23 protein-coding genes and 1 pseudogene are annotated in these 23,236 nt (G+C 54.9%); 13 read left to right on the plus strand and 11 right to left on the minus strand.

Annotation, left to right across the window (positions count from 1 at the left end; all coding sequences use genetic code 11):
• Nucleotides 1-27 precede the first annotated feature (27 nt).
• The 3 genes from cysQ to ftrA form a co-directional block, all read right to left on the minus strand.
• Entirely contained in the window at nucleotides 28-843 is an 816-nt protein-coding gene (gene cysQ, locus AUQ41_RS05315) for a 3'(2'),5'-bisphosphate nucleotidase CysQ (RefSeq protein ID WP_063087065.1), read from the minus strand.
• 95 nt (nucleotides 844-938) lie between these two features.
• A complete protein-coding gene (locus tag AUQ41_RS05320) occupies nucleotides 939-1,322 on the minus strand; it encodes a DUF2750 domain-containing protein (protein ID WP_168173399.1) in 384 nt (127 codons plus the stop codon).
• Between the two features lie 166 nt (nucleotides 1,323-1,488).
• Nucleotides 1,489-2,487 (minus strand): transcriptional regulator FtrA, encoded by a 999-nt coding sequence (ftrA, locus tag AUQ41_RS05325; protein WP_063087067.1) that lies wholly within the window; start codon nucleotides 2,485-2,487, stop codon nucleotides 1,489-1,491.
• Nucleotides 2,488-2,593: 106 nt separating this feature from the next.
• Between ftrA and AUQ41_RS05330 the strand changes: the two genes are divergently transcribed.
• Together AUQ41_RS05330 and AUQ41_RS05335 are read left to right on the plus strand one after the other, a co-directional pair.
• Nucleotides 2,594-2,995 carry a rhodanese-like domain-containing protein gene (locus AUQ41_RS05330; protein WP_063087068.1) on the plus strand — a complete coding sequence of 134 codons (402 nt, stop codon included), beginning with the start codon at nucleotides 2,594-2,596 and terminating at the stop codon, nucleotides 2,993-2,995.
• Between the two features lie 73 nt (nucleotides 2,996-3,068).
• Entirely contained in the window at nucleotides 3,069-3,572 is a 504-nt protein-coding gene (locus tag AUQ41_RS05335; protein ID WP_063087069.1) for a GNAT family N-acetyltransferase, read from the plus strand.
• On the opposite strand, the gene amrB is transcribed toward AUQ41_RS05335, so the two are convergent.
• On the minus strand, nucleotides 3,531-4,997 hold the full coding sequence (gene amrB / locus AUQ41_RS05340; protein ID WP_063087070.1) for an AmmeMemoRadiSam system protein B: 1,467 nt from the start codon (nucleotides 4,995-4,997) through the stop codon (nucleotides 3,531-3,533). The genes AUQ41_RS05335 and amrB overlap by 42 nt on opposite strands.
• Nucleotides 4,998-5,166: 169 nt before the next feature.
• Here amrB and AUQ41_RS05345 point away from each other — a divergent pair, with 169 nt between their 5' ends.
• The 5 genes from AUQ41_RS05345 to AUQ41_RS05365 all read left to right on the plus strand — a co-directional run bounded on the left by AUQ41_RS05345 (nucleotide 5,167) and on the right by AUQ41_RS05365 (nucleotide 9,113).
• Nucleotides 5,167-5,793 (plus strand): hypothetical protein, encoded by a 627-nt coding sequence (locus tag AUQ41_RS05345; protein WP_063087071.1) that lies wholly within the window; start codon nucleotides 5,167-5,169, stop codon nucleotides 5,791-5,793.
• The gene (locus AUQ41_RS05350) at nucleotides 5,786-6,823 is read left to right on the plus strand and encodes a phosphoadenosine phosphosulfate reductase family protein (protein ID WP_198155616.1); all 1,038 of its coding nucleotides are present in this window, start codon (nucleotides 5,786-5,788) and stop codon (nucleotides 6,821-6,823) included. The genes AUQ41_RS05345 and AUQ41_RS05350 overlap by 8 nt, the downstream gene beginning before the upstream one ends.
• 66 nt (nucleotides 6,824-6,889) lie before the next feature.
• A complete protein-coding gene (gene amrS / locus AUQ41_RS05355) occupies nucleotides 6,890-7,966 on the plus strand; it encodes an AmmeMemoRadiSam system radical SAM enzyme (protein ID WP_232308313.1) in 1,077 nt (358 codons plus the stop codon).
• Nucleotides 7,967-8,015: 49 nt separating this feature from the next.
• Nucleotides 8,016-8,414 carry a cupin domain-containing protein gene (locus tag AUQ41_RS05360; RefSeq protein WP_063087074.1) on the plus strand — a complete coding sequence of 133 codons (399 nt, stop codon included), beginning with the start codon at nucleotides 8,016-8,018 and terminating at the stop codon, nucleotides 8,412-8,414.
• 234 nt (nucleotides 8,415-8,648) lie between these two features.
• Nucleotides 8,649-9,113: a GNAT family N-acetyltransferase gene (locus AUQ41_RS05365; protein ID WP_063087075.1), complete on the plus strand. Its 465-nt coding sequence runs from the start codon at nucleotides 8,649-8,651 to the stop codon at nucleotides 9,111-9,113.
• Between the two features lie 11 nt (nucleotides 9,114-9,124).
• On the opposite strand, the gene AUQ41_RS05370 is transcribed toward AUQ41_RS05365, so the two are convergent.
• On the minus strand, nucleotides 9,125-10,357 hold the full coding sequence (locus AUQ41_RS05370; RefSeq protein WP_063087076.1) for an NnrS family protein: 1,233 nt from the start codon (nucleotides 10,355-10,357) through the stop codon (nucleotides 9,125-9,127).
• Nucleotides 10,358-10,600: 243 nt separating this feature from the next.
• Here AUQ41_RS05370 and AUQ41_RS05375 point away from each other — a divergent pair, with 243 nt between their 5' ends.
• Together AUQ41_RS05375 and AUQ41_RS05380 are read left to right on the plus strand one after the other, a co-directional pair.
• Nucleotides 10,601-12,070 carry a leucyl aminopeptidase gene (locus AUQ41_RS05375; protein ID WP_063087077.1) on the plus strand — a complete coding sequence of 490 codons (1,470 nt, stop codon included), beginning with the start codon at nucleotides 10,601-10,603 and terminating at the stop codon, nucleotides 12,068-12,070.
• An 85-nt stretch (nucleotides 12,071-12,155) separates the two neighbouring features.
• Complete coding sequence (locus AUQ41_RS05380; protein WP_063087092.1) at nucleotides 12,156-12,611, plus strand: DNA polymerase III subunit chi; 456 nt, start codon at nucleotides 12,156-12,158, stop codon at nucleotides 12,609-12,611.
• 33 nt (nucleotides 12,612-12,644) lie between these two features.
• Here the strand turns inward: AUQ41_RS05380 and AUQ41_RS05385 are convergent, their stop codons facing one another.
• Both AUQ41_RS05385 and AUQ41_RS05390 read right to left on the minus strand, forming a co-directional pair.
• Nucleotides 12,645-13,310 (minus strand): GNAT family N-acetyltransferase, encoded by a 666-nt coding sequence (locus tag AUQ41_RS05385; RefSeq protein WP_083952735.1) that lies wholly within the window; start codon nucleotides 13,308-13,310, stop codon nucleotides 12,645-12,647.
• A 40-nt stretch (nucleotides 13,311-13,350) separates the two neighbouring features.
• Nucleotides 13,351-14,313, minus strand: a complete 963-nt coding sequence (locus AUQ41_RS05390) for a homocysteine S-methyltransferase family protein (RefSeq protein WP_063087078.1) — start codon at nucleotides 14,311-14,313, stop codon at nucleotides 13,351-13,353.
• A gap of 235 nt (nucleotides 14,314-14,548) precedes the next feature.
• Here AUQ41_RS05390 and AUQ41_RS05395 point away from each other — a divergent pair, with 235 nt between their 5' ends.
• Nucleotides 14,549-15,196: a TetR/AcrR family transcriptional regulator gene (locus AUQ41_RS05395; RefSeq protein ID WP_063087079.1), complete on the plus strand. Its 648-nt coding sequence runs from the start codon at nucleotides 14,549-14,551 to the stop codon at nucleotides 15,194-15,196.
• 65 nt (nucleotides 15,197-15,261) lie between these two features.
• Here AUQ41_RS05395 and AUQ41_RS05400 read toward each other — a convergent pair whose 3' ends face one another.
• From AUQ41_RS05400 to AUQ41_RS05410, 3 genes are read right to left on the minus strand one after another with little or no spacing between them, the layout of a single operon-like run.
• Nucleotides 15,262-15,879, minus strand: coding sequence for a hypothetical protein (locus AUQ41_RS05400; protein ID WP_063087080.1), 618 nt, complete (start codon nucleotides 15,877-15,879; stop codon nucleotides 15,262-15,264).
• Between the two features lie 30 nt (nucleotides 15,880-15,909).
• A complete protein-coding gene (locus AUQ41_RS05405) occupies nucleotides 15,910-18,240 on the minus strand; it encodes a protein-arginine deiminase family protein (RefSeq protein ID WP_083952736.1) in 2,331 nt (776 codons plus the stop codon).
• A 7-nt stretch (nucleotides 18,241-18,247) separates the two neighbouring features.
• Nucleotides 18,248-19,264: a hypothetical protein gene (locus AUQ41_RS05410; RefSeq protein WP_143588700.1), complete on the minus strand. Its 1,017-nt coding sequence runs from the start codon at nucleotides 19,262-19,264 to the stop codon at nucleotides 18,248-18,250.
• Between the two features lie 174 nt (nucleotides 19,265-19,438).
• Here AUQ41_RS05410 and AUQ41_RS05415 point away from each other — a divergent pair.
• The 3 genes and pseudogenes from AUQ41_RS05415 to AUQ41_RS05425 form a co-directional block, all read left to right on the plus strand.
• A pseudogene (locus tag AUQ41_RS05415) lies at nucleotides 19,439-20,167 on the plus strand (methionine ABC transporter ATP-binding protein); the annotation flags it as partial.
• Between the two features lie 102 nt (nucleotides 20,168-20,269).
• Complete coding sequence (locus tag AUQ41_RS05420; RefSeq protein WP_008891244.1) at nucleotides 20,270-20,929, plus strand: methionine ABC transporter permease; 660 nt, start codon at nucleotides 20,270-20,272, stop codon at nucleotides 20,927-20,929.
• 76 nt (nucleotides 20,930-21,005) lie between these two features.
• Nucleotides 21,006-21,806, plus strand: a complete 801-nt coding sequence (locus AUQ41_RS05425; RefSeq protein WP_063087084.1) for a MetQ/NlpA family ABC transporter substrate-binding protein — start codon at nucleotides 21,006-21,008, stop codon at nucleotides 21,804-21,806.
• Between the two features lie 122 nt (nucleotides 21,807-21,928).
• On the opposite strand, the gene AUQ41_RS05430 is transcribed toward AUQ41_RS05425, so the two are convergent.
• Entirely contained in the window at nucleotides 21,929-23,230 is a 1,302-nt protein-coding gene (locus AUQ41_RS05430; RefSeq protein ID WP_063087085.1) for a calcium-binding protein, read from the minus strand.
• Nucleotides 23,231-23,236: the final 6 nt, after the last annotated feature.

Here is a 23,236-nt window from a genome sequence, read left to right on the forward strand (position 1 = left end):
TCGCTTTCGATCCCGCTTTGCGAAGGATCAGTTCTTGTATTTGACCGGCACCGATGGGCTGCGTGCGATGAAGAACGGGTTGCGGAAATCGGCCTTGCCATAAACGAATCCTGATCCGTCCATATTTTCAACCACACCGCCGGCCGCAAGCAGAACCGCATGACCGGCCCCGATGTCCCATTCCATGGTCGGGCCAAGGCGGGGATAAAGATCGGCTTCACCCGCCGCAACCAGACAAAGCTTGAGCGAGCTTCCCGCCGGGCGCAGTTCCTTGACGGCAAGATCACCCAGAAAGGCCTTCATCGCCTCCGGATCGCCGTGCGATCGTGATCCAACCACAACCACGCCGTCTTCGGGCATGTCGCGGACCGAAATCGCGGTGATTTTGGGGGCAACGTCGCCTTCGATCAGTTTCGCACCATCCGGGCCACCGTAATAAAGCTTGTCGATTGCCGGGGCATAAACCACGCCCAGAACCGGTTTTCCCTTGGCAATCAGGGCGACATTGACGGTGAACTCGCCATTGCGTTTGATGAATTCCTTGGTGCCGTCCAGCGGATCAACCAGCCAGAAGAAATCAGTATCCCCGTTCACATCGGGCACATCGCCCTTGGCGGCACTTTCCTCGGACACGATTTTGATATCGGGGGTCAGGGCCCGAAGGCCTGGCAGGATCACAGCCTCTGCCGCCTCATCGGCCTCGGTCACCGGGCTGGCATCATCCTTGGACCGGACTTCGAAATCGGTGTGATAGATTGCCATCATCGCAGCACCTGCCTTGCGGGCAATTTCAATCAGGCCGTTTTCAAGGGCATCGGCATTGGCGGGCAGGGCAACGGTCATGGCAATCTCGTTTCAAGGGATAAAATCAACTATCCCACGGGAATAGGGAATTTTGCCCCTAACGTCCAGTCCGGCCTTGTAACGCGTACCTGTTTTCAGCTTTGCGTGCCAAACCGTTCGTCCATGACGTCCTTGAGCGCTGCCATAATATCATCGCTCAGCTGATCAAGGGTGACGACGATGGCGGGTTTGGCCGGGGTCGGGCAGATGCCGGCCATGACCTCTTCGGCGCGCCATTGCATCATCACGCTTTCGGTCAGTTCAACCAGCGTGATCGCACTTGGGACATGGTCGCTCTGGATGCTGGCGGCAAAGCTTTGTGCCTCTTCGCGGGTGGCAAAGATCGGACAGTATTTCTCGCCACTCGCGGTTGTTTGCAGCAACCAGCCATTATGATAAAGCGCCCAAACGCCTTCCCATTCGGCGACTTCGTGAATGAAGTCGGCGTAGCGTGTGTCAATCTGTGTGCTGCTTGCCATCATCTTTAATCCTGTTGGTTCCAAAAGCCGTGCGGGCGGATGTTTTTCGATAAAGCCCCACACGGGACAAACCGCTTTGCGCGCATATGTGGGGACGTGTGATCCATTGCAAGGCCTGCTTTACGTTTCAGGCGGGGCAGCGACCCTTCTTTTTATGATGTTACGATCAAGCCGATTGTCGCAGCTTGAAACGGTTGCGATAGCTTGCCGGTGGCGTTCCGGCGATATCGCGAAAGGCGATGCGAAATGTCTCAAGCGATTGAAACCCGCATTGTTCTGCAATGTCGACCAGCGCAAGGTCGGTTTCCTCAAGCAGTTTCATCGACCGGATGATGCGTTCCCGGCGCAACCATTTCAGTGGCGACAGGCCGGTGCCATCGCGGAACCGGCGCAGGAAAGTGCGCTGGCTCAAACCCGATTGCCGTGAAAGGTCATTGATTTCAATCGGCTGATCAAGGTTCTCCCGCGCCCAATCGAGAACGGCCGCAATCGATTTGCCCGGGCGTTCCTGAATAGGGGCCTCGACATATTGCGCCTGGCCGCCATCGCGATGGGGTGGCATGACAAGCCGTCTGGCCACGGTATTGGTCACCTGCGCGCCATGGTCGGATCGGATAACATGCAGGCAGGCATCAATCCCCGCACTGCTGCCCGCAGAGGTAATGATGTTGTCGTGATCAACATAAAGCACATCATCGACAATTTCGGTTTCCGGGAACATCGCGCGGAATTTATCGATATAGCGCCAGTGCGTCGTCGCCCGGCCATTTTGCAGAATCCCGGCATGGGCCAGAACAAACACCCCCGAACAAATCGTGACGATCCGGCATCCGCGTGCATGTGCCTTTAAAATGGCGTCGCGCAATGCCGGTTCGGGCACCGCATCCGCGCCGCGCCAGCCCGGAATGATGATGGTGTCCGCCTCATCCAAAAGCTCCATCCCGGCATCAACCGCGACAGAAAAGCCCCCCATGGCCCGAATATGCGGATCAACCCCGGCAATGGAGCACCGATACCACGGGAAATCAAATTCCGGTCGCGGCAGGGAAAAGATCTCAAGCGCGATGCCGAACTCAAATGTGCAAAGCCCGTCATAGGCCAGAACAACCACATGATGATTGGGTTCGTGCGGCTGGGTATCGGCATGTTGGGGGCTTTGGGGCATTCGTGGTCACTTTGGCGAAAAATTACTGAATAATGGCATTTTGGTCACTTTTGCAAAATGGGGCAAGGCCTAATATCGGCGTCATCAATTTGATGGAGATCGAAACATGACCAGCTACATTAATGAAGTCCCGCCAGCCCCGTCCCACATTGCCCGTGCGCATTTCGACGCCTTGTTGGCGTTTGAAACCGATTGCTGGGATACCCATGCATCGCTTCAGGCCGGTGCGGATGATTTCATTCTCCTCGATGTGCGCTCGCCCGCCCTTTATGAAAGCGGCCATATCGAAGGTGCCTTGAACCTGCCGCATGGCAAGATGACCGAACGCCGCATGGCGGAATACCCGACCGGCAAGACCTTTGTTGTTTATTGCGCCGGTCCGCATTGCAATGGTGCTAACAAGGCGGCCTGTCGCCTTTCGGCGCTTGGTCTTCCGGTCAAGCTGATGATCGGCGGCATCACGGGCTGGATCGATGAAGGCTTCAGCCTTGTGACCGGCAAGGATTGATGATGATGCCCCGCCGGTGATCGCATCCGGCGGGGTAATTCCATTGTGCCGATGGACGGAAAGGTAAAACCACGTGCCACACGACACTGTCATAAGGCCGGTTCAGCCCGGCGATCTTGATGCGCTGATCAATCTGATCGCCGATCATGCGGCCTATGAACGCGCAACCGTTGACCGGGAAAATCTGCGTTCCGCATTGCCAAAACATATCTTTGGCGATGCTGTGCGGGCCCTTATCCTCGTTGCCGATCGGGCGGGTGACATGATCGGCTATCTGTCTGCCGCGCGCGAGTTCTCGACATGGAACGCCGCGAACTATCTGCATATGGATTGTTTGTATCTGGCACCAACGTGCCGCGGGGACGGAATCGGGGGCCTGCTGATGAAGGCTGCTGCGCGCTATGCCGCCGATCATGACCTTGGCTGGATGGAATGGCAAACACCCGATTGGAACACGGGCGCCATCCGGTTTTATGAACGCCTTGGCGCGGTGGCGAAATCAAAATTCCGCTTTTCCGTGGCTGTCAAAGACCTCTCAGCGGGCGAACCAGAACCCGCTTGCCTGGATATCGCGTGACGATATCCCGCGTGCGATAAACCGCTCGGCCCGCATATTGGCCGACCAGTGATCCATCGGAAGTCCCGCCTTGCGCTTAAGCTGTGCCAGAAAATCTTTCGGGTCGGGCAACTGATCCCAAACTTGCGGCAGGAACAAGCCCCGACGGTTGCCATCAGACAAAATAATCCCGTCCTCGAACGGTGTCAGTTTGCTGATCAAATCGGCCTCGCTGTCAAACGGGAACGGCGTCGGTGGCGACAGGACCGAAATCGAAAGCTCCAGATCATCATTGATCTCATCGCGGCCGAGCCCGGCAAAGCGCGGATCGCGAAAGGCTGCCTTGAACGCATTTTCGCACAGATCGGTGGCAAGCGGCGCATGGGCCATGATCGACCCGATACAGCCCCGCAACTGCCCGGCTTTCTTGAGCGTCACAAAACACGCCCCCGGTGCCGAAAGCTCCGGGCCAAACTCATTGGGGGAAACCTGCAACGGTGCCCCGGTCTCGATCCCATGCAGGATCGATTGCCGACACAGGCCCAGCATCTCCGCCCCATGCGTCTTGATCAGATGTTCGGTCGCCTTGGTAAAGTCATCCCCGCCGTCGCCCTGCATATTCTCGGCCTTCGCGTCATAAACCGCCCAGGCACCATAGCCGACCACGCGCGACTTATCGCCCGTCACATCGCCGGAATTGCGCATGCCAAGGGTCTTGATCTTCATGCCGCGATTGCGCGCTGCGATCAGCATCCCGGCAACCGGTAACGCGCCACAGGCATCGCTGCTATCAATATTCTCGGCATCGAAATTCTCGATCATCGTCCGCGTGCGGTTATCCATGCGTTGGGCCGTGTCATAATCATGGAAATGCGACAGATCCGATGAAATCACGATCAGGGTTTCCGGCCCACCCCAAAGCTTCTCGATCACTTCATGCACCTGGCGCGGGCTGCACCGGCTGACCAGAAGCGGCACAATGCCGATGTCAGCATCCTCGCCAAAAAGGCGCTGGATAAACGGCAATTCGATCTCAAGTCCATGCTCAAGTGTGTGTGCGTCATCCAGCATCTGAACATGCGGCAACGCCAACGCCTTTTGCAGCGCCGGCAGGTCACAGCGCATATTGCCAAGCGGCGTGGCAAACTGATCGGCACGCGCCAGCGCAATCCCCTGAAACGCCATGCGATGCGCCGGGCCAATGATCACAATGCGTTTGATGGTATCCTTCAGCGCCCGAACGGTGGCAAAGCCAAGGGCCGCAATCGCACCGGAAAACATCAACCCCGCATGCGGCACAATGATCGCCTTGGGCGACACGTCCCCTCGCTGCACAGCATCCGAATGCAAGGCCGCATCCATCAACCCGTCAATCTCGCTGCGCAAGATATCGGCATCGGCCGGATAAAACGTCCCGGCAACAGCAGGCGGGCGGATGATGGTCATATCATGTCCAATCAGTTTCTTTGAAAAAGATAGCGATCAGGACTAAAATTTCAAAGGCGAACCTTGATCAATACTGTCCGCTGATAGACGTTTGCTGGTTGGGGCAAATTAGTATAGACGCAATTCGCTTTTCGTTGGCTTCTTAAGTCACTGTAACGCAGGAGAAAATATGTCCATCGAAAGTTTGAAGATGCTGAGGCTAATCACGCCTGGGGTAATGTGCTTATTGTTTATAATTATTTTTGGCCATTCTACCGGATTCTACAAAATAGAGTTTCCCAGTAGCGTGCGGGATCTCGATAAATCCTTAGCAGCTATATGTATTGCTTTTGTTTATCAAATTCTACCGATACGTAAATGGTCCAATAAACCATTTCAGAGCGACATCGCTGGAAACATAAGGGATAAGATGAGGGAGATATATGGTGTTGGTGCGCCAGAATTAAGTAATAAAGACGCTATGACTATTTTTTACAATTTTGTGGATAATGATGAGAGTTTAAAAATACAGGCGAAAATCGCATACTTTAATGGATATATTTGGAGTAGTGTTGCGGATTTTCGTGCTTTAACGCTGATTTTTTGTTTGTTGTCGATTGTATGCGGATTTTTTGTTGATAATGTATTTTTTAATGTGAATGCATTAGCGTTCGGTGTTCTGTTCGCCTGTTCATTCTTCGTGTCTTATCACGTGACGGCCGAGCACAAGAAGATAAGCGATAACCAAATGCGAACGATCAAAAATTTTTATCGTGAAAAGCTCATCTCTAAAATGGATGAACTTAGTGGTGGTTGAAACGATTGACCTTGCTGTCGCTGAAACTATTACTGCATTCCGTGAGAACCCAAAATCAAGGTGGATAATAGGGTTTTCTGGAGGTAAAGATTCAACTGCATTATTGAAAGTGATTTACGCAGCTTATTTATCATGTGAGACAAAGCCGACAAAAATTGATGTCATTTACTGTGATACTGGAGTGGAAAATCCAATTCTTGATCGGTATGTCAAGAATCTATTCTCCAGCTTAAATCGAGAGTTTCAGAGGGAAAGGGTGAGTTTCGAAACCCATCTTCTGAAAGCACCAGTTTCAGATCGGTTTTTTGTTAAGGTGATTGGCAGGGGATATCCCACTCCGACCAACAAATTTCGCTGGTGTACTAATAAGTTGCGGATTGGTCCTGTATCGAATTTCATCGGATCAGCTGCAGAGGCAGATGCCATTGTTTGTCTTGGTTTGCGCCGAAATGAGAGTATTCAACGTGATCGGTCCCTAAGTAACAACGGAAATCATATTTGGCAGGAGCAGACTGAGGCTGGAAATAAGTATAGACTGTTTCTGCCAATTCTAGACTTTTCGGTTGAAGATGTTTGGGAAGCGATTTGCGAAATGTCTTCCCCTGCGTCAATCAATGCAAACGAATTGGCTGAACTGTACAAGGGCGCATCGGGTGAGTGTCCAATTGTTAGGCCGCTTGAACCCACTCCATGTGGATCAGGTAGATTCGGTTGTTGGACCTGCACTGTAGTACGACAAGATAAATCCTCTTTAGGGCTTATTCGCGCTGGGTTTTCTGAGCTGATTCCATTTTATGACTTTCGCAGTTGGTTGTTGCAGATCCGTAATGACCCGGATCGGCGCTGGCCGCAGCGGAGAAATGGGGCAACTGGACCCGGGCCTCTCACATTGTCTGCTAGAAAAGAAATTTACTCTAAGCTCCAAAAGCTAGAACGTGAGACTGGCACCACTTTGTTGGAAGCTGAAGAAGTTCAAGAGATAGAGAGGTTGTGGAAACTAGACGAGGGGAGCGAACCCATACGTTGCTGAGGAATGTTGGGGATATTTAACGTTACTTTTTTGAAAGGCGAACACCTCCATTTGAAGAGTATGGTCATGAATACCGTCCCAGCCCGCTACTGGCACCATCTCGATGATGGCCGTATTCAGTGCGATGTCTGCCCGCGCTTTTGCAAGCTGAATGACGGGCAGCGGGGCTTGTGTTTTGTCCGCGCCCGCCAAGGCGATCAGATGGTGCTGACCACTTGGGGCCGGTCATCGGGCTTTTGCATCGATCCGATTGAGAAGAAGCCGCTCAATCATTTTCTGCCCGGCACCCCGATCCTGTCGTTTGGCACGGCGGGCTGTAATCTAACCTGCAAGTTCTGCCAGAATTACGAAATCTCAAAAGCGCGCGAGATGGACAAGCTTTCCTCGCTCGCCACACCCGAAATGATCGCCAAGACCGCCAAGGCGCATGGCTGCTCGGCAGTCGCCTTTACCTATAATGATCCGGTGATTTTCCTTGAATATGCCGTCGATGTCGCCATTGCCTGTCGTGAAATGGGCCTACGCACCGTCGCGGTCACGGCGGGTTATATCGGCGATAAGGCCCGCGCGGAATTCTTCCGCCACATGGATGCCGCCAATGTCGATCTGAAGGGCTTTACGGATCGCTTTTATCATCAGCTCTGCTCGGCGCATCTCGATGACGTGCTGGAAACGCTTAAATATCTGCGCCATGAAACCGGGGTCTGGATGGAGCTGACCAACCTTGTGATCCCCGGCGAAAATGATGGCGACGCGGAATTTCAAGAAATGACCCAGTGGGTGCAGAGTGAACTCGGCCCCGATGTGCCGATGCATTTTTCGGCCTTTCATCCCGACTGGAAAATGATGGATACCCCGCGCACCCCGCCCGAAACACTGGTGCGTGCGCGCAAAATCGCCATGGAAAACGGCATTCGCTATGCCTATGTCGGCAATGTTCATGACAAAAACCACAGCAGCACCTTTTGCCACGGCTGCGGTGATATCCTGATTGGCCGTGACTGGTATCAGCTGTCTGACTGGAACCTTGATGCCCATGGCGCATGCAAAAGCTGTGGTACACATTGTGCCGGTGTGTTTCGGGCACACCCCGGCACATGGGGCCCCAAACGCCAACCGGTCCGCCTGATGGCCGGCAACTAAGCAGTCAGAGCCAACAAGACTTCAGCCATAATTCCACAGGGAGAACGTCATGGATATCAAACGCGCCGGATCACAGGCCTCAACGGTCGGATCCCCGGAATATTTCACCGGACGGGTTCGCATCGAACCGATCATCAGTGCCACGGACCCCGCCCGTGTGGCCGCCGCCAATGTGACGTTCGAGCCGGGCGCACGCACCACATGGCACACCCATCCGCTGGGCCAGACCATCATTGTTACCGCCGGCTTTGGCCGTGCGCAGCGCGAAGGCGGCCCGATCGAGGAAATCCATCCCGGCGATATCGTCTGGTTTGAGCCGGGCGAAAAACACTGGCACGGGGCCGGTCCCGAAACCGCCATGACCCATATCGCCATTCAGGAAAAGCTCAATGGCTCCCCAGTCGATTGGCTGGAACCCGTGACGGATACGGATTATCTCGGCAAATAAACCGCTGGTCTGACAACCCGGCCCACGCCGCCTTTCCGGGCGGAGCAAAGCGCAGACCCGGAATCCATCGCTCTGAGGTCACGGTGGTGCCCGACTGGATCCCCGCCTGCGCGGGGATGACGGCGGTGGAGGCATTACTTATCACCTTAAGATTTCGCTGGCACTCTCGCGTCATATCGCTAAATTGCCGCCAAGTTTGACGCAGTTGGAAAGAAAGCACACGCAGTGGCGGGGATGAAAATTCGCAAAGCCCGTTTGGGCGATGTCGGGGCAATTTTTGCCATCCGAAGCCGCGTGCGTGAAAACCACCTTTCCGCGTCTGAGCTGGCCGAACGCGGCATCACCAAGGCGGCCTTTGGCAAATGGCTCGATCAGGGCTATGGCATCTGGCTTGCCGATCTCGATGGCTCTGCCGCCGGCTTCGCCATCGCCATCCCGAATGAGGCCACCCTGTGGGCGCTGTTTGTCGATCCGGAATTTGAAGGCCGCGGGGTGGGGGCGGCGTTGCTGCGCACCGCCGAAGACTGGCTGTTTGCCAAGGGATGTAATGACATCTCGCTCACCACCGGGGCCAATCCGGAAAACCGCGCGCATGGTTTTTATGAAAGCCACGGCTGGCATTCCACCGGCGATGTCGAAAACGACGAGGTGGAATACATCAAATCCAACCCGTCGCTTTCGCTGTTTGATTTTGGCTAGGTCGCTTTGCTTTACTGTACCGGAATGCCGCGCGTTTTCTTTTGACTTGGTCCCAGCAACACCGGCGCATAACCCATCAAAAACGCCAGCCACCCGCCAATCCACATCAGGGTCGCAATCGCCAGAAGGGTGACATAGCCCGATCCGGCAAAGCCGACCATGACGCGCAATACGGTCGAAACCCAGATAAGCCCAAACGCACTGTTTAAGGCCCAACCTGCGCGCACTTCACGCCCGGTATGGCCAAGGGCGGCCCGCCCGGCAATGGCAATGATCATGCAACTCATCGCCCCGCCGGTAAGCGCATGCAGGGCATCGCGGCTGCTCATGACATCGGGCCAAAGGATCGCAACGCCCAGCAGGACAAGCCCGACCGGCACCCAGAAATAGCCAAGATGCAGCATGATCACGATGGGCTCGCGCCAACTGTGCACCCCGCGCCATCGCATCAAACGGATGGCATGCACAATCCCGGCAAACAGCAACACAGAACCGGCAATCACCCCCGCCGGATCAAGGATTACGGCAACGATACCAAGCGCAATGCTGGCCAGACACACCATGTCAAACCGCCCGAACATGGCAGGCATCGGGGCATTGATCTGTTCGCGCTGCATCCAGTTGCGTGTAAAGGCCGGGATCACCCGCCCGCCAATCAATCCGATCAACAAGATGATCGTCAAAATTGTTGTTTGATACAGCATGGCCGGATCAAGGGCGATGACATCAAGGCAAGCCGCAACAAACAGTCCGTCAAACAGCGCGATTACGGAAATAACGGCCAGAACCCGCATATTGCGGTAATTGCGGGCGGCAACCAGTTCCCGCACACCAAGGGCCAGCAAGAAGATGAAATAAATAAGCGCCCCGGCAATCGTCAAAACCGGGTCCAAATGTTCGCCAAAGCCAATGGCCAACCGCCCGATCAGCCAGCTTATGGTTAACGCCATTAACATGACCCCGGAAATCGGTGTGCGACTTGTCCAGTTGGCAATCGCGGTCAGCAAGAATCCCCCGATGGCCGCCCCGCCAAATCCGAAAATCATTTCATGGGCATGCCACCATGAGCCTGTTCCCAGACTGGGTGTCGCAATGCCATGCACAAAACCCGCCACCCACCAGACAACAGCCACGATGGCCAGCACCCCGGCCAGCAGGAAAAGCGGGCGAAAAGCCCCCGTCCAGAACGGATGTGTGGCCCTGTGTGGTTCGGTAATCGAAATCGGTGCGGTTCTGCCAGCCATGACATACCTCCAGAATGTTGGAATGCGTCATAGTAGCGATCAAACCTGATCGCGCCTTGATGTTGCGCAATTCGTCGGGACGGCGTTTTGTCGGGTTGGTGTTGCCTTTGCGTGAAATCCCGCACCTTTTTGAACGATAAGCCTTTTCAACCGCGTTTAACGCGCTAGATTAGGAGCATCAATTTCTTTGCAGTTGCTTGATCAAGGACTGCGCCCCGAAACATGACAGGAGTCCTGTTCACCATGAAGATCACGTTTTCCGATCTCGCCATTCCGAAAACCGGTGCCGTTATCGCCTTCGCGACCGAGGGTGCCGATCTGATGCCCAGTGCCGTCGCACTTGATGAGGCAACCGGGGGTGCGATCACCAAGGCGATCAAGGCGTCGACCTTCAAGGGCAAATCCGGCCAAAGCCTTCAGGTGCTGGCACCGGCCAATGTCGATCTGTCGCGCGTGATCATTTTCGGGATCGGCAAGGAAGCCGAATTTGACGTGATTGCCGCCCAGAAACTTGGTGGCTCCGTCACCGCCCGCGCGCTTTCCACCGGCGAGAAAGAACTTTCCGTTCTGTTTGATATGGAAAACCTCGCCTGTGATTTCGCAACCGGTGCGATGCTGCGCGATTATCGGTTCGATAAATACCGCACGACAGAGACCAAGGAAGACAAGCCGGTCCTCAAGGCGTTCGATATCGCCACCCGCGATCACAAGGACGCCAAGAAACAGTTTGAAAGTGCCAAAAAGGTTGTCGAAGGCGTGTTCTTCACCCGCGATCTGGTGTCCGAACCAGCCAACATTCTTTATCCGGAAAGCTTCGCCAAGGAAGTCTCTGCCCTTGAAAAACTCGGGGTCGAGATTGACGTCCTTGACGAAAAGGAAATGAAGAAGCTTGGCATGGGCGCACTTCTGGGTGTTGCCATGGGCTCGGCCCGCAAACCGGCCATGGTCGTCATGCGCTGGAACGGTGGCAAGAAAAAGGACGCGCCGATTGCCTTCGTGGGCAAGGGTGTGACCTTTGATACCGGCGGTATTTCGATCAAACCGGCTGCCGGCATGGAAGACATGAAGTGGGATATGGGCGGTGCCGGTGTGGTATCGGGCCTAATGAAGGCACTCGCCGGGCGTAAGGCGAAATGCAACGTGGTTGCCGTACTTGGCCTTGTTGAAAACATGCCGTCCTCAACCGCACAGCGTCCGGGCGATGTTGTGACCTCGATGTCGGGTCAGACGATCGAAGTCATCAATACCGACGCCGAAGGCCGTCTGGTGCTCTGTGATGCGCTGACCTATGTGCAGGAAAAATACGATCCGCGTCTGATTGTTGACCTCGCGACCCTGACCGGGGCTGTCATCATTGCGCTTGGCCATGAAAATGCCGGTCTGTTTTCGAACAATGACGATCTGGCGACCCAGATCACCACAGCCGGTCTTTCGGTTGATGAAGGCGTCTGGCGTCTGCCGCTGTCGCCGGCCTATGACAAGCAGCTTAAATCCGACATTGCCGATATGAAAAACGTCGGCGGCCGTCCGGCCGGTTCGATCACCGCGGCCCAGTTCCTCAAACGCTTTATCACCAAGGATCGCCCGTGGGCGCATCTTGATATCGCCGCCATGGCCTGGTCGACCGCGGACAAGGAAGTCGTGCCAAAAGGCGGCACCGGCTTTGGCGTGCGTCTGCTCGATCGCTTTGTTGCCGATAATTACGAGTCCTGATTTCAGGAACGCATAACTGAATAAAAGACGGGGCAGGGTGATGATCATCTTGCCCCGTTTTTGCTTTCGCGATACTCAATTGGCTATGGCTGATATCTGGTTTTACCATCTCACCAGCATGCCGCTGGAACGGGCCTTGCCCACGCTGCTCTCCAAAACGCTGGAGCGCGAAAAGCGTGCTGTGGTGATGACCGGTGTCGAAGAACGGGTCGAGGCGATCAATACCCTGCTTTGGACCTATGACGCCGCAAGCTGGTTGCCCCACGGATCAAAGTCCGACGGCGATGCCGAAATGCAGCCGGTCTGGCTGACGGCCGAGGATGAAAATCCCAACAACGCCCAGTTCCTGTTTCTGACCGACCGCGCCATGAGCGACAAGGTGGGGGACTATGAACGCGTCATCATGCTGTTTGATGATCGCGATCACGATGCGGTTTCTGAAGCCCGCACGCGCTGGAAAGACTGGAAAGACGCCGGACACAAACTGTCCTACTGGCAGCAAACCCCGCAAGGGTCGTGGGAAAAAAAGGCCGAAAGCTGAGTGCTTCCGGCCTTTGTTGTTTCAAGGTTCTGTTCAGATTTCCTTGATCAATAACACCCAGTTCTGACCACGATTTTCCCAACCTTCCTTGACCATCGGGCGTTGGGCACAGGCCACAAAGCCTTGGCGTTGGTAAAGGCGAATGGCGTCGGGATTGCCATCCGATGCAATCAGGCTGACAGTCTTTTTACCAGCATGCCGGGCATTGGCCTCGGCCCGTGCAAGCAATGCCGATCCAATCCCCTGATCGCGGTGGGCTGGAAAAACGGCAAGAACATTGATGTACCAGCTTCCCGGTGCCAGACTTTCAAGTTCAAGGATCGGCACGAATATCGCCGGGATATCTGCCGGGTCAAACGGCTCTGGCTGATCGGGTTGGGTATAATCGACAAGTGCCGCAACGGTTTCACCATGACGGACGGCAAGCGTGGTGTTGCGATATGAAAATCCGCCTTCATCACGTTGTGCGCGTCTGCGCCCGACATCAAAGGCCGTCTCGCTGCCTTCTGCCATGCCTTGCCACAAATAGACCGGCAAACCTTCACCGGCGATATTGATCAGCTGGGCCATCGCATCGGCATCCGATTTGGTCGCCCTGACAAAGCTTGTGACCGGTTGCGGGTGGCGTGGATGGCGCGGGTGGCTTGGATGGGCGGCACCCTTACGTGCCGCCCGTTCCAGTACGGGTTCTGCAATCATTGCTCGTATCCTGTTTTTTTTGGGTTTTCGTGTTTGGTTCTTAGGCGCCTGCTGCCAAAAGGCGCGGCAGGGCATGTTTGGTCATGGCCGCAACATGGCGATGGTCTGTGCCGCAACAGCCGCCAATCACCGCCAGATTGGGCAGCAGATCAACCAGATCGTGATAAAGCTGCCCCAGTTCATCCGGATCGCCATCATCAAGATGCGTGCTGGCATCAAGTTCGGCGTGGCTTTGGCGCGATGCATTGGCCCGTACACCACAAATGCGCGTTTTCCAGTCGCCGCTTTCTTCCAGTCGGTCGCGGAAATGATCCGGGTGGGCGCAATTGATCATGTAATAGGCCGGGTAAGCCCCGGTCTCGGCATCAACCATGGCAATCGCATCACGGATGGTCTCGCCGCTGGGCAGGTTGCCATCGGTTTCAACCGTGAACGAAATGACACAAGGAATATCAACATCGCGGCAGGCAAGGGCGATGCCGATGGCTTCCTCGGGATAGTTGATGGTCACGACCGACACCATATCGACCCCCGCCTTGGCAAAGGTAACGATCTGCGGGGCGTGATAGGCGCGCGCCTGATTGATCGTCATCCGGTCTGATGGCACATATCCGTCACCGCGCGGTCCGATATTGCCGCTGATCAGGCAGGGTGTAGCATCCGAATGATAACGATCGCGAAGCTCCGCCATCAGGGCAATGGCCTTGCGGTTGATATCGGCCAGATCATCCACGTCATAACCGATCCGGGCCCCCCAGTCGCGATTGGCGCGCCATGTCGGGCTTTCAAGGATAAATCCGGCTTCGGCCTGTTTGGCCAGATCAAGGTAACGTTCGTAATAGGCGGTGATACGCGCACAGCCCGCATCCGTTTTCAAAAGGTCAAACGATGCAAAATGCGGAAGATCAATCCCGTCATGAAAGATCAGGGTGGTTTCAAGACCACCATCGGTGATGAATTTTACCTTTCCGTGGTGCGGAAGGGGCAGATTGCCTGTGCTCATGGGTCCAAATTTCAGTTTTGGGTTTCAAAATTTCTACCGCGGGGGTATGTAATCGCGGATCGGAAATCTCGCCCTGATTGAGTTTTGCATCTAGTAGGCACACGGTCAGGTTTTTCAGATTTTCAAAAATATATTCAAAACAGATACTTATGGGTTGTCCGGTGTTTTTCGGCGCGGCCGTGGCGGCCTTTGACGACGAAAAACTGTACCGGCGGTAGGGTAAGCGAGGGTTGAGATGGAAAAACTGACAATCACCGACACATTCGGTGGCCCCAAACGCAAGGGCGAACGCACGCGCGAACGCATTCTGGAAATCGCATCGCAGGCGGTTCTGGAAAAGGGGTTCGGTGCGACCTCGATCGAGGAAATCATTTGCGAAGCCGGTCTGACCAAAAGCGGGTTTTTCTATCATTTCTCCGACAAGAACGAACTCGCCCGCGCGCTTTTGCAACGCTATATCGAACAGGATGACGAAATCCTCGATCAGGTGTTTGATCGCGCCCGCGAACTGGTCGACGATCCGCTGCATCAATTGCTGGCAGCGCTTAAAATGCTGGCCGAGGTGCTTGAAGATCTGCCCAACGGTCATCCGGGCTGCATCGTTGCGGTTTATTGCTATCAGGAACGGCTGTTTGACAAGGAAGTCCGCGATCTCAACCGCCATGCCGTTCTGGCCTGGCGCACCCGGTTCCGCGCGATCCTTGATGATATCGCCGACCAATATCAGACGACAGAACCGGTCGACCTCGAACAAGTCGCCGACATGATTTCAACCGTGCTCGAAGGCGGCATCGTCATGTCAAAGGCACTCAACGAACCCCGCAAACTCGCCGATCAGGTCATGCTGCTGCGCAGTTTTTTAAAGCTGCTTTTCACCCAGTGATAGAGTGTTCAATAGTAAGGCGTGGGGAAAAAGCAGAAAGCTGATTACGCTGATTTCGTGTGGTATCAAGGCGGCGAGGTCTTGCCGAGGAACTGCCGGAACAGAATTTCAACTAACGCCTTCGTCACGTCGGCTTGCGACAATTTGCCCGCAGCTAATTCATTGATCGCCGGAAAACTGTCTGCGGACAGTTTATAAAGATCCTTCTGAATGGCTGAGGCCCGCACCGGCCAATCAGGGTCAATTTTTGCTAGCGCCAATAGCATTGCGCGGGCCATCTCGTCGGTATTGCCGCCTTTTATGGCGTCCTGAACTTGCGCAAGTTGTTTGGCTTCCGATACGGCAACGTCAAGTGTCGCCAGAAGGTCTGCCAATTCCTTTGCCTGTGTCTGAATGTCGGCAACCGGATAGTTCTGTTCGATGTCACGCAACGGCGCAACAGCATCTGATGTGGCGAAACTTCCCAGATAGGACATGGCACCGCCCAGTTGCCAGCTTTCCCATTTCTTCCACGCGCCGGCCTTTAAATCAGCAATCAGCGGGGCGGCGATGGTGCCGCCATATTTGCGAAATAGCTGATCAATGGCCTTTGCAGCGGGGCGTCTGGTGACGCGGGCTGCTTCGCGCTTGGCAAGGCTTGCGATATCTTTCAGGGCTTGTTGATAGTCGCTTTCTGCGCTCATCGGGGCGCTCCCATTTCATGTGCAATGATATCAGGCATCAACCGCAGTCCACCATTGGCCATACCGCGCATTGCCAAATGCCGTTTGGCCATCATATGGGCTGCGGACCTCGTTGGTGCCGCAGTGAATTTCGCCAAGCATCGTATGATAATCGACCCAATCGTCGATAAAGACGCAAGTTGGACCATTAACGATGGCTGCAAGCTTTTGCTGTAAATCGCGTTCAAACAGATCGTACCCGTGATTGACGTTGTCTGTCAGATCGACAATCCAAGGGCCATATGGCTTGGGAATCATCAAGCGCGTGTTGCCAACAAACATGTTGGGCATGTCGCCGGTCAATGCGCCGCATTGGAAACCGCCATCAACCCCCGGATAGATGTTGAACCCGTCATCATCATCCAGTGCTGTGGGATCTAGCATGTCCAGAAGCGCATAGGGTTCGTCGATGTAATCTTCTGGATAGAAAATGACCGGGACCTTGATGATATCATCATCGGCCAGATCGAACGCCATTTTTAATCGGTCAATATTCTGCGCAATAACGGCCTCTACGCCATGGATATTCCAGTTGCGCAGTTGTTCATAGGTGTAGGATGCACCGGTTTCCGGATGATCCAATGGCGCATTACCGTTGCCAAGAAAGGTATTGATGGTTGCGCCAACTGGCGTGCCGTCAATCTCAAGATCCGTATAATCAAACTGATTGTTCCCGCCGTTCCAAGCCGGGCGTTTAAGCATGTTTGCCGACCCATGTGCACCCTGGGCGGCTGTCAGCAGACGGTATGCCTCGGCTGGGCTTGCGACGAGTAGCTTCCATTTCTTGAATGGATCGGCCGGGTTCGGATCTGGCACAAAGGTCATCATTTCATCAACATGGCCGACATAAAGCCAATCAGTATCAAGAACGATGGGCGCTTGCATGTTTTGTGCAGCCATGAAGTCGCGGCTGCTTCGGTCTACCTGATGCTCCTGGTTATGCCCGTAATAGATCCGTCCAAACCGATAACTGGTCGTCCCGGCAAGGGTGGTCTTTTTGACCGGCGGTGTCACGGCAATATTGCCACCCGAATTTCCCGACACAATATCGTCAGTGCTTCCGGCCGCCGGGTAGAACACGCCGACATCGGCACTCAGGAGACTTTCGAAAACCCAGTTCTGCAATGCACCCCAACGGTGGGTTTTCATGAAAGCGTTCTTCGACAGCGCGGCATTATTGTTTCCCGGCCAGCTGCTGTAACCCGCAACCACAGTGTCGCGCATCCATCGGTCATCGCCAGCCGGCTCGGGTGCGGTCTGACCCGCCGGGGCGTAATCGTCCCAGACATTGCCGTTAAGATACGGGATATCGATTTCCTGTGCATTTTCCGGATCGCCGGGTGTAACCGTGATCGCCGGATTATCAGCACCGGCGGCATTACCAAGCGCGGCTCTGAACAGTTGATTGTCTGATCCGTCATCATTGGTTGCAATGGCAACGTAAAGATCACTAACGGTTTGCAAATGATGATTGCCGATCCACCGAGCAACCATAAGTCTATCTGCATACCAATAGGTGGTGGTGTCCGGTCCAGTGACTTCGGGCTGAATAACGCTGAGGACAAGGCCACATTCACCGTTGGCAAAGTTGCGCCCGGCAAAGCGCACGGCTTCGATTGCATAGATTTTGCTCGCTCCGACATCAGCCGTGGTCGGGCGGGCGAAGCTGTCGGTTTCAGGGCCGATCATCTCGTCGCTGTCTTGCAGCATACCATCAAAGATCCGGATATGCTTCTCAGGTTCGTCATCGGCCAAAGTTTCGCGTATGACCTTAAGCTTAAGCTCCCACGCTGCGGGCACGCCGACTACAGGACCGGCAATGGTGCGGCGTATCTCAATCCGGCCCGTCCCGCTCGCAAGATCATTGTTGCCATTGACCTTATCGTCCTGATTGTCGGCATAACCGGCGGTGATTGTATTGTCATCACGGTTACAATTGACCGGGATAATGGCACCTTGACCATGCACGCCAAAAGTGATTGCGGGTGGCGTGAATTGATTAATGATGCCCGCCCCGTCAACGGCACCGTCGCGATTGCGATCCGTGTGAAGAGTGTAGTAAATGACGGTGAGATCCTTGGCATTTAGTCCGTCGCCATTGACCACAATATTCTGTTCGTCAATCGGCACAAACCCGGCACCATTGACCCGTAAACGCCAGGTTCCGTTGTCGATGGTGAACTCATGGGATTCGGCCACGCCGGGCGTCAGGGTCATGTTGTGCGTTTGCTGTGGCTGATTGTCGCAGGTCAATGATACCCGCACCTCATCAAACGGATAAGCGCCAGCAGGGGCGGTTAGCTGTAGAGTATATTGTGCCATAACGTCCTCAGCTGTTGATCGGTTCGGGGGATGTGTCAGCGCCCAAAACACTGGCAAGTGAAAGCCTTGCTTGCAGGGCGTTGTTCAGGATTGCGACACGGTCATCAATGGTGCCCAGGGCCTTATCTTTCAGGATTGCGCTTGCCCAAGCTTGGCTGGTGACGTTTGCGCCACCCGTGAATTGCACCGTGGCATAATCAACGATCCCATCCGGTGTTTTAACGCCAAGCTTGATTGCGGATTCCCCGGCGGTGTCGCAGGCCACTTTCAGACTATCTGCATCAAAGTCGGAAATAGCTTCTGGATGGTTTACCTGCATATATCCGGGCAAGGATGCAATGACCTCTTGTAAGGACATGACGGGCTTCGGCTTAGGACCTGGTTTCGGAGCAGGTTGCGGCCGAGGCTCGGGCTTTGGCTGGGGTGTAAGGTCAGGGGCAGGTTTGGGCTGTTGTGGTTTTTCAAGTTGTCCGACAGCCTGAGATTCTTGGGTGAGCAGTTGGGAAACCTCTTCGGCAAAGCGCTTTTCCGCACCCAGCCGGTTCTTAGCATAGGCATCAAACTTCTGTTTGCTGATGATGCTCATCGATTTCAGACGCTCGGAATCTTGGGCGGCAAAGGCGGTCAGCAGGGATGAAATCTGGGGTGCGTTGAAGTCCAGCCGGGATGAAAGCCCCGCTGGGTCCGTGCAGGTGCCATTTGCGATGGCGGTATCTCCCTCGGCCGCCAGTGCTTCGAGCTTGGCTGTCTCGGCAGACAGTGTCCCCAATTGCTCCTTGGTACGCACATCCACCTTATTGCCCATGACTGTGACAAAAGTCGGGTATTGCGACAGTGTTCGGGCAAGGTCGTTGATCCGGTTGGCAAAGGCCATCTGTTCAATCCCGCATTGATATTGACCCCTGATAGACGAACAGGGTGGGGCTTTGTGATGTCGGGCCATTAGGTGCTCAATAAACAAAATTTTTGTGTTGTATTTTTGGGAATCATACATGCCATGCGTGAAATGCATGATTTTAGCCATTGAACAATGACATCGGGTCAGATAGACAAGGGGTGTTGAACGCGCCGATTTGCTCCTCAGCTTGCGGGCGCGCTAAAAATGCGGCTAAAGCGAGAGGGCGTATATGCTCTGTATGTACGACCGCCTCGGTAAAGCCGTGGCGGTTTTTTTGTATCTACGGAAAGGTTGGGATCCATGATCCGGCTCTCGAACGTCCAGAAAACATATGCAGCCCGGCGTGGCAGCGACGAACATGTTGCGCTGCGCGGCATCAATCTTGATATCGCTGCTGGCGAAATCGTCGGCGTTATTGGCCGCTCGGGTGCGGGCAAATCAACCCTGATCCGCTGCATCAACCTGCTTGAAACCCCGACCTCGGGCTCGGTCACGGTTGATGGCACCGATGTCACGACACTTTCCAAACGCGATTTGCCGTTGTTCCGCCGTCAGCTCGGCATGGTGTTTCAGCATTTCAACCTTCTGTCGTCACGCACCGTGTTTGATAACATCGCGCTGCCGCTTGAGCTTGCCGGTGTCACCAAGGCCGAGATCGCCAAGGCGGTTGATCCGCTGTTGCCGCTTGTCGGGCTTGAAGAAAAGCGTGATCGCTACCCGGCCGAACTGTCGGGCGGTCAGAAACAGCGTGTCGGCATTGCGCGTGCGCTGTCATCCAACCCCAAGGTTTTGCTGTGTGACGAGGTGACATCCGCCCTTGATCCGGAAACCACTCGTCAGATCCTCACACTCCTTAAGGACATCAACAAACGCCTTGGTTTGACCATGGTGGTGATCACCCACGAAATGGCGGTGGTCAAGGCGCTGTGTGACCGTGTGGCGGTCATGGATGCTGGTGTGATTGTCGAAGAGGGCGCGGTTGAAGGCATCTTTGCCGATCCGAAACACGCGACCACCCAATCGCTTCTGGCCGATGAATTCATGGATTTCCGCGCCGGATCAGATGCGAACAGCACCACCAAAACCAATACAAATACCAGCGGCGTTGCCGCCGGGCAGGAGGGCTAAGTCATGTTTTCTACCCTTGCACCCATTCTGCTTCAGGCGACCGGTGAAACCCTTTATATGGTGGCCGTCTCGCTTACGATTGCGACGGCCTTTGGCTTGCCGCTTGGTGTGCTGCTCGCCACCTCTGGCCGGGGGGAGCTGTTTGAAGCCCTTTGGTTCCAGCGCGTTTTTGGCCCGCTGGTCAATGCAACCCGCTCGGTCCCGTTCATCATTTTGGCGGTGGCGATCATTCCGTTTACCCGCTTTGTCGTCGGCACCTCGATTGGCACGTCTGCTGCCATCGTGCCATTGACTGTGGCGGCCATTCCGTTCATTGCGCGGATCATCGAAGGTGCGATGCGCGAAGTCGATGGCGGCCTGATCGAAGCCGCCCAGGCCATGGGCGCGCGCCCGGTGCAGGTCGTGACCAAGGTTCTGTTGCCCGAAGCATTGCCGGGCATCATTCACGGTCTGACCCTGACCGCGGTGACGCTGATTGGTTATTCCGCGATGGTTGGGGCCGTTGGTGCCGGTGGGCTTGGCGATCTTGGCATTCGCTATGGCTATCAGCGTTTTCGCCCGGATGTCATGGCGGCTGTTGTCATCACGCTGATTGTCGTCGTGCAGGTTGTGCAAAGCTTTGGCGACTATCTGGCGCGCAAGGCCGACAAACGAAATATCTGATCAAAATCAGAATGTGAGGATTGCTCACATTCGCCAAATTCCCGCACAAACCCAAATGAAATCAAGGAGTTTTACAATGCGGTTTTTCCTTAAACTGACGGCGGCTGCCGTTCTGGCATCCGCACTCACCGGTCAGGCACTGGCCAACGATGCGATCAAAATCGGCGTTACCCCGGGTGCGCATGAAGAAGTCATGGAAGAAGTCGTCAAGGTCGCAGCCACCAAGGGCTTGGACATCGAACTGGTCAGCTTCTCGGATTATGTTATTCCCAACCAGGCGCTGGATGATGGCGATCTTGATGCCAACAGCTTCCAGCATGTGCCGTATCTTGATAACCAGATCAAGGATCGCGGCTATGAGCTTTCGGTGGTTGGGTACAACATCCTGACCCCGATGGGTATTTATTCCAACAAAATCAAAAGTCTGGATGAACTGGCCGAGGGTGCCGAAGTCGGCATTCCGAACGATCCGACCAATGGCGGTCGTGCGTTGCTGGTCCTGCAGTCCCATGGCCTGATCAAGGTTGATCCGGCGGCGGGGCTTGTGGTCAGCCCGCTTGATATCATCGAAAACCCTAAGAATATCAGCTTTGTAGAGCTTGATGCCGCACAGCTTCCGCGGTCGCTGGATGATCTGGATGCATCGGCGATCAACACCAACTATGCGCTGGAAGCCGGTCTGAACCCGATCAAGGATTCGATTGCGATCGAAGGCAATGACAGCCCGTATGCCAATGTTATTGTTACCCAAACCGCCCGCAAGGACGAGCCATGGGTCAAGACGCTGGTTGAAGCTTACCACGATGATGCGGTCCGCAAATTCATTGAAACCAAGTATGAAGGATCGGTCCTGCCGGTATTCAAACTTCCTGAATAATCATCGCGATTATTCAAAATAATTGAAAAGTCCCGCAGGAAACACGTCCTGCGGGGCTTTTTTTATGTCCGGGTCAGACCGCGCCCAAAATCCAATTGTGTGAGGATTTGAGTTCGCCCGATTTAGACATCGGCAAACAGGACATGATCGGCGGTCAGATCATCCTTGTCGGTGTCTTCGATGATCACGCCGAATGTCCATGGATCGCCATTGCTGAAATCGACATAGAGATCATCGCCGGTCTGGGTGGTGTGATCGAGGAAGCTGTCGAAATCCGTGATGCCGGAGCGTTCCTGAAGATCGCTTGTCAGAAGCAGGGCATCGGGATGATTGCCAGTTTCATCGCTGTCACCGGTTTCAAACCCGACAACCCGGTCACGACTTGAGGCCTCGGCATCGAACACAAAGGTATCATTGCCGCTATTGCCTTCGAGCCAGTCATTGCCGGCCCCGCCCGACAAAAGGTTGTCGCCGAAAACCGGATTGCCGCCGGGACCGGCACGCAGCGTATCGTGCCCATCGCCGCCATAGAGCGACACGTCGCGGGTTTCGCCCGTTAGCGTGTCGTTTCCCGCCTCACCATACAGGTTTTCGCCAAACAGGGTGTCGTCGCCATCACCGCCGTAGATGGTGTCATTGCCGCGATTGCCGATAAGACGGTTATCCTCATCATCACCAATGATCAGGTCGCTTTGATTGCTGCCATCGACATTTTCGATGTTGATGAAGTGATCGCCGGCGCGGCCCGTACCGGTTTCAAGATTGATGACCGGTTGCGGGCCATATTCGCCATACGGCGCATCATTGCCCCAACCGGCGATATAGCTGATGGTGTCGATCCCGTCACCGCCATCAAAGATATTGGTGCGGTCCTCGGAAAAGTCGGTGCTGGCCGCGGCATAGAAGGTGTCATCGCCGCCCTGGCCCTGCATCACGTCACCGTTATCGGTGCGATTGTAGTTTTGGTAGAAGGCGTTTTTGCCGTCATCGCCGATCAGCACATCGCCGTAGGTCGTATCGCGGATATCCTCGATATTGCTATAGCGGTCGCCTTCGGCATCGCCGCCCAACCCGATGCCGGTCGTGAGATTGACGTAAACACCCTGGTCTGAGGGGGCTTGCGTGAAGCCGAAGGTGATTTCATCGCGACCGGGGCCGCCATCAATCACATCAGCGCCCGATCCGCCATTGAGTTCGTCATTGCCCGACCCGCCAAACAGAGTATCGTTTCCGGCACTGCCATTGATGTCGTCATGTCCGGCACCGCCATCAAGCGTGTCATCACCAAACCCCAGCTCAAACAGGTGATCGTTGCCGCCAAGCGCGCGGACATAATCGTCGCCCTCGCGTCCATATATCCTGTCGTCCTGTTCTGTTCCGATAATCGTGTCGTTGCCGTCGGTTCCATAGATGTTGTCAACCATGACCAT

This window comes from Thalassospira sp. MCCC 1A02898, from assembly GCF_001618185.1.
Classification (GTDB): domain Bacteria; phylum Pseudomonadota; class Alphaproteobacteria; order Rhodospirillales; family Thalassospiraceae; genus Thalassospira; species Thalassospira tepidiphila.

What these genes read in the sequence shown, in the direction of transcription:
- cysQ (WP_063087065.1), bottom strand. Translation starts at nt 843, where the DNA reads ATGACCGTTGCCCTGCCCGCCAATGCCGATGCCCTTGAAAACGGCCTG.
- AUQ41_RS05320 (WP_168173399.1), bottom strand. Translation starts at nt 1,322, where the DNA reads ATGGCAAGCAGCACACAGATTGACACACGCTACGCCGACTTCATTCAC.
- ftrA (WP_063087067.1), bottom strand. Translation starts at nt 2,487, where the DNA reads ATGCCCCAAAGCCCCCAACATGCCGATACCCAGCCGCACGAACCCAAT.
- AUQ41_RS05330 (WP_063087068.1), top strand. Translation starts at nt 2,594, where the DNA reads ATGACCAGCTACATTAATGAAGTCCCGCCAGCCCCGTCCCACATTGCC.
- amrB (WP_063087070.1), bottom strand. Translation starts at nt 4,997, where the DNA reads ATGACCATCATCCGCCCGCCTGCTGTTGCCGGGACGTTTTATCCGGCC.
- AUQ41_RS05345 (WP_063087071.1), top strand. Translation starts at nt 5,167, where the DNA reads ATGTCCATCGAAAGTTTGAAGATGCTGAGGCTAATCACGCCTGGGGTA.
- amrS (WP_232308313.1), top strand. Translation starts at nt 6,890, where the DNA reads ATGAATACCGTCCCAGCCCGCTACTGGCACCATCTCGATGATGGCCGT.
- AUQ41_RS05360 (WP_063087074.1), top strand. Translation starts at nt 8,016, where the DNA reads ATGGATATCAAACGCGCCGGATCACAGGCCTCAACGGTCGGATCCCCG.
- AUQ41_RS05365 (WP_063087075.1), top strand. Translation starts at nt 8,649, where the DNA reads ATGAAAATTCGCAAAGCCCGTTTGGGCGATGTCGGGGCAATTTTTGCC.
- AUQ41_RS05370 (WP_063087076.1), bottom strand. Translation starts at nt 10,357, where the DNA reads ATGGCTGGCAGAACCGCACCGATTTCGATTACCGAACCACACAGGGCC.
- AUQ41_RS05375 (WP_063087077.1), top strand. Translation starts at nt 10,601, where the DNA reads ATGAAGATCACGTTTTCCGATCTCGCCATTCCGAAAACCGGTGCCGTT.
- AUQ41_RS05380 (WP_063087092.1), top strand. Translation starts at nt 12,156, where the DNA reads ATGGCTGATATCTGGTTTTACCATCTCACCAGCATGCCGCTGGAACGG.
- AUQ41_RS05385 (WP_083952735.1), bottom strand. Translation starts at nt 13,310, where the DNA reads ATGATTGCAGAACCCGTACTGGAACGGGCGGCACGTAAGGGTGCCGCC.
- AUQ41_RS05390 (WP_063087078.1), bottom strand. Translation starts at nt 14,313, where the DNA reads ATGAGCACAGGCAATCTGCCCCTTCCGCACCACGGAAAGGTAAAATTC.
- AUQ41_RS05395 (WP_063087079.1), top strand. Translation starts at nt 14,549, where the DNA reads ATGGAAAAACTGACAATCACCGACACATTCGGTGGCCCCAAACGCAAG.
- AUQ41_RS05400 (WP_063087080.1), bottom strand. Translation starts at nt 15,879, where the DNA reads ATGAGCGCAGAAAGCGACTATCAACAAGCCCTGAAAGATATCGCAAGC.
- AUQ41_RS05405 (WP_083952736.1), bottom strand. Translation starts at nt 18,240, where the DNA reads ATGGCACAATATACTCTACAGCTAACCGCCCCTGCTGGCGCTTATCCG.
- AUQ41_RS05410 (WP_143588700.1), bottom strand. Translation starts at nt 19,264, where the DNA reads ATGGCTAAAATCATGCATTTCACGCATGGCATGTATGATTCCCAAAAA.
- AUQ41_RS05420 (WP_008891244.1), top strand. Translation starts at nt 20,270, where the DNA reads ATGTTTTCTACCCTTGCACCCATTCTGCTTCAGGCGACCGGTGAAACC.
- AUQ41_RS05425 (WP_063087084.1), top strand. Translation starts at nt 21,006, where the DNA reads ATGCGGTTTTTCCTTAAACTGACGGCGGCTGCCGTTCTGGCATCCGCA.
- AUQ41_RS05430 (WP_063087085.1), bottom strand. Translation starts at nt 23,230, where the DNA reads ATGGTTGACAACATCTATGGAACCGACGGCAACGACACGATTATCGGA.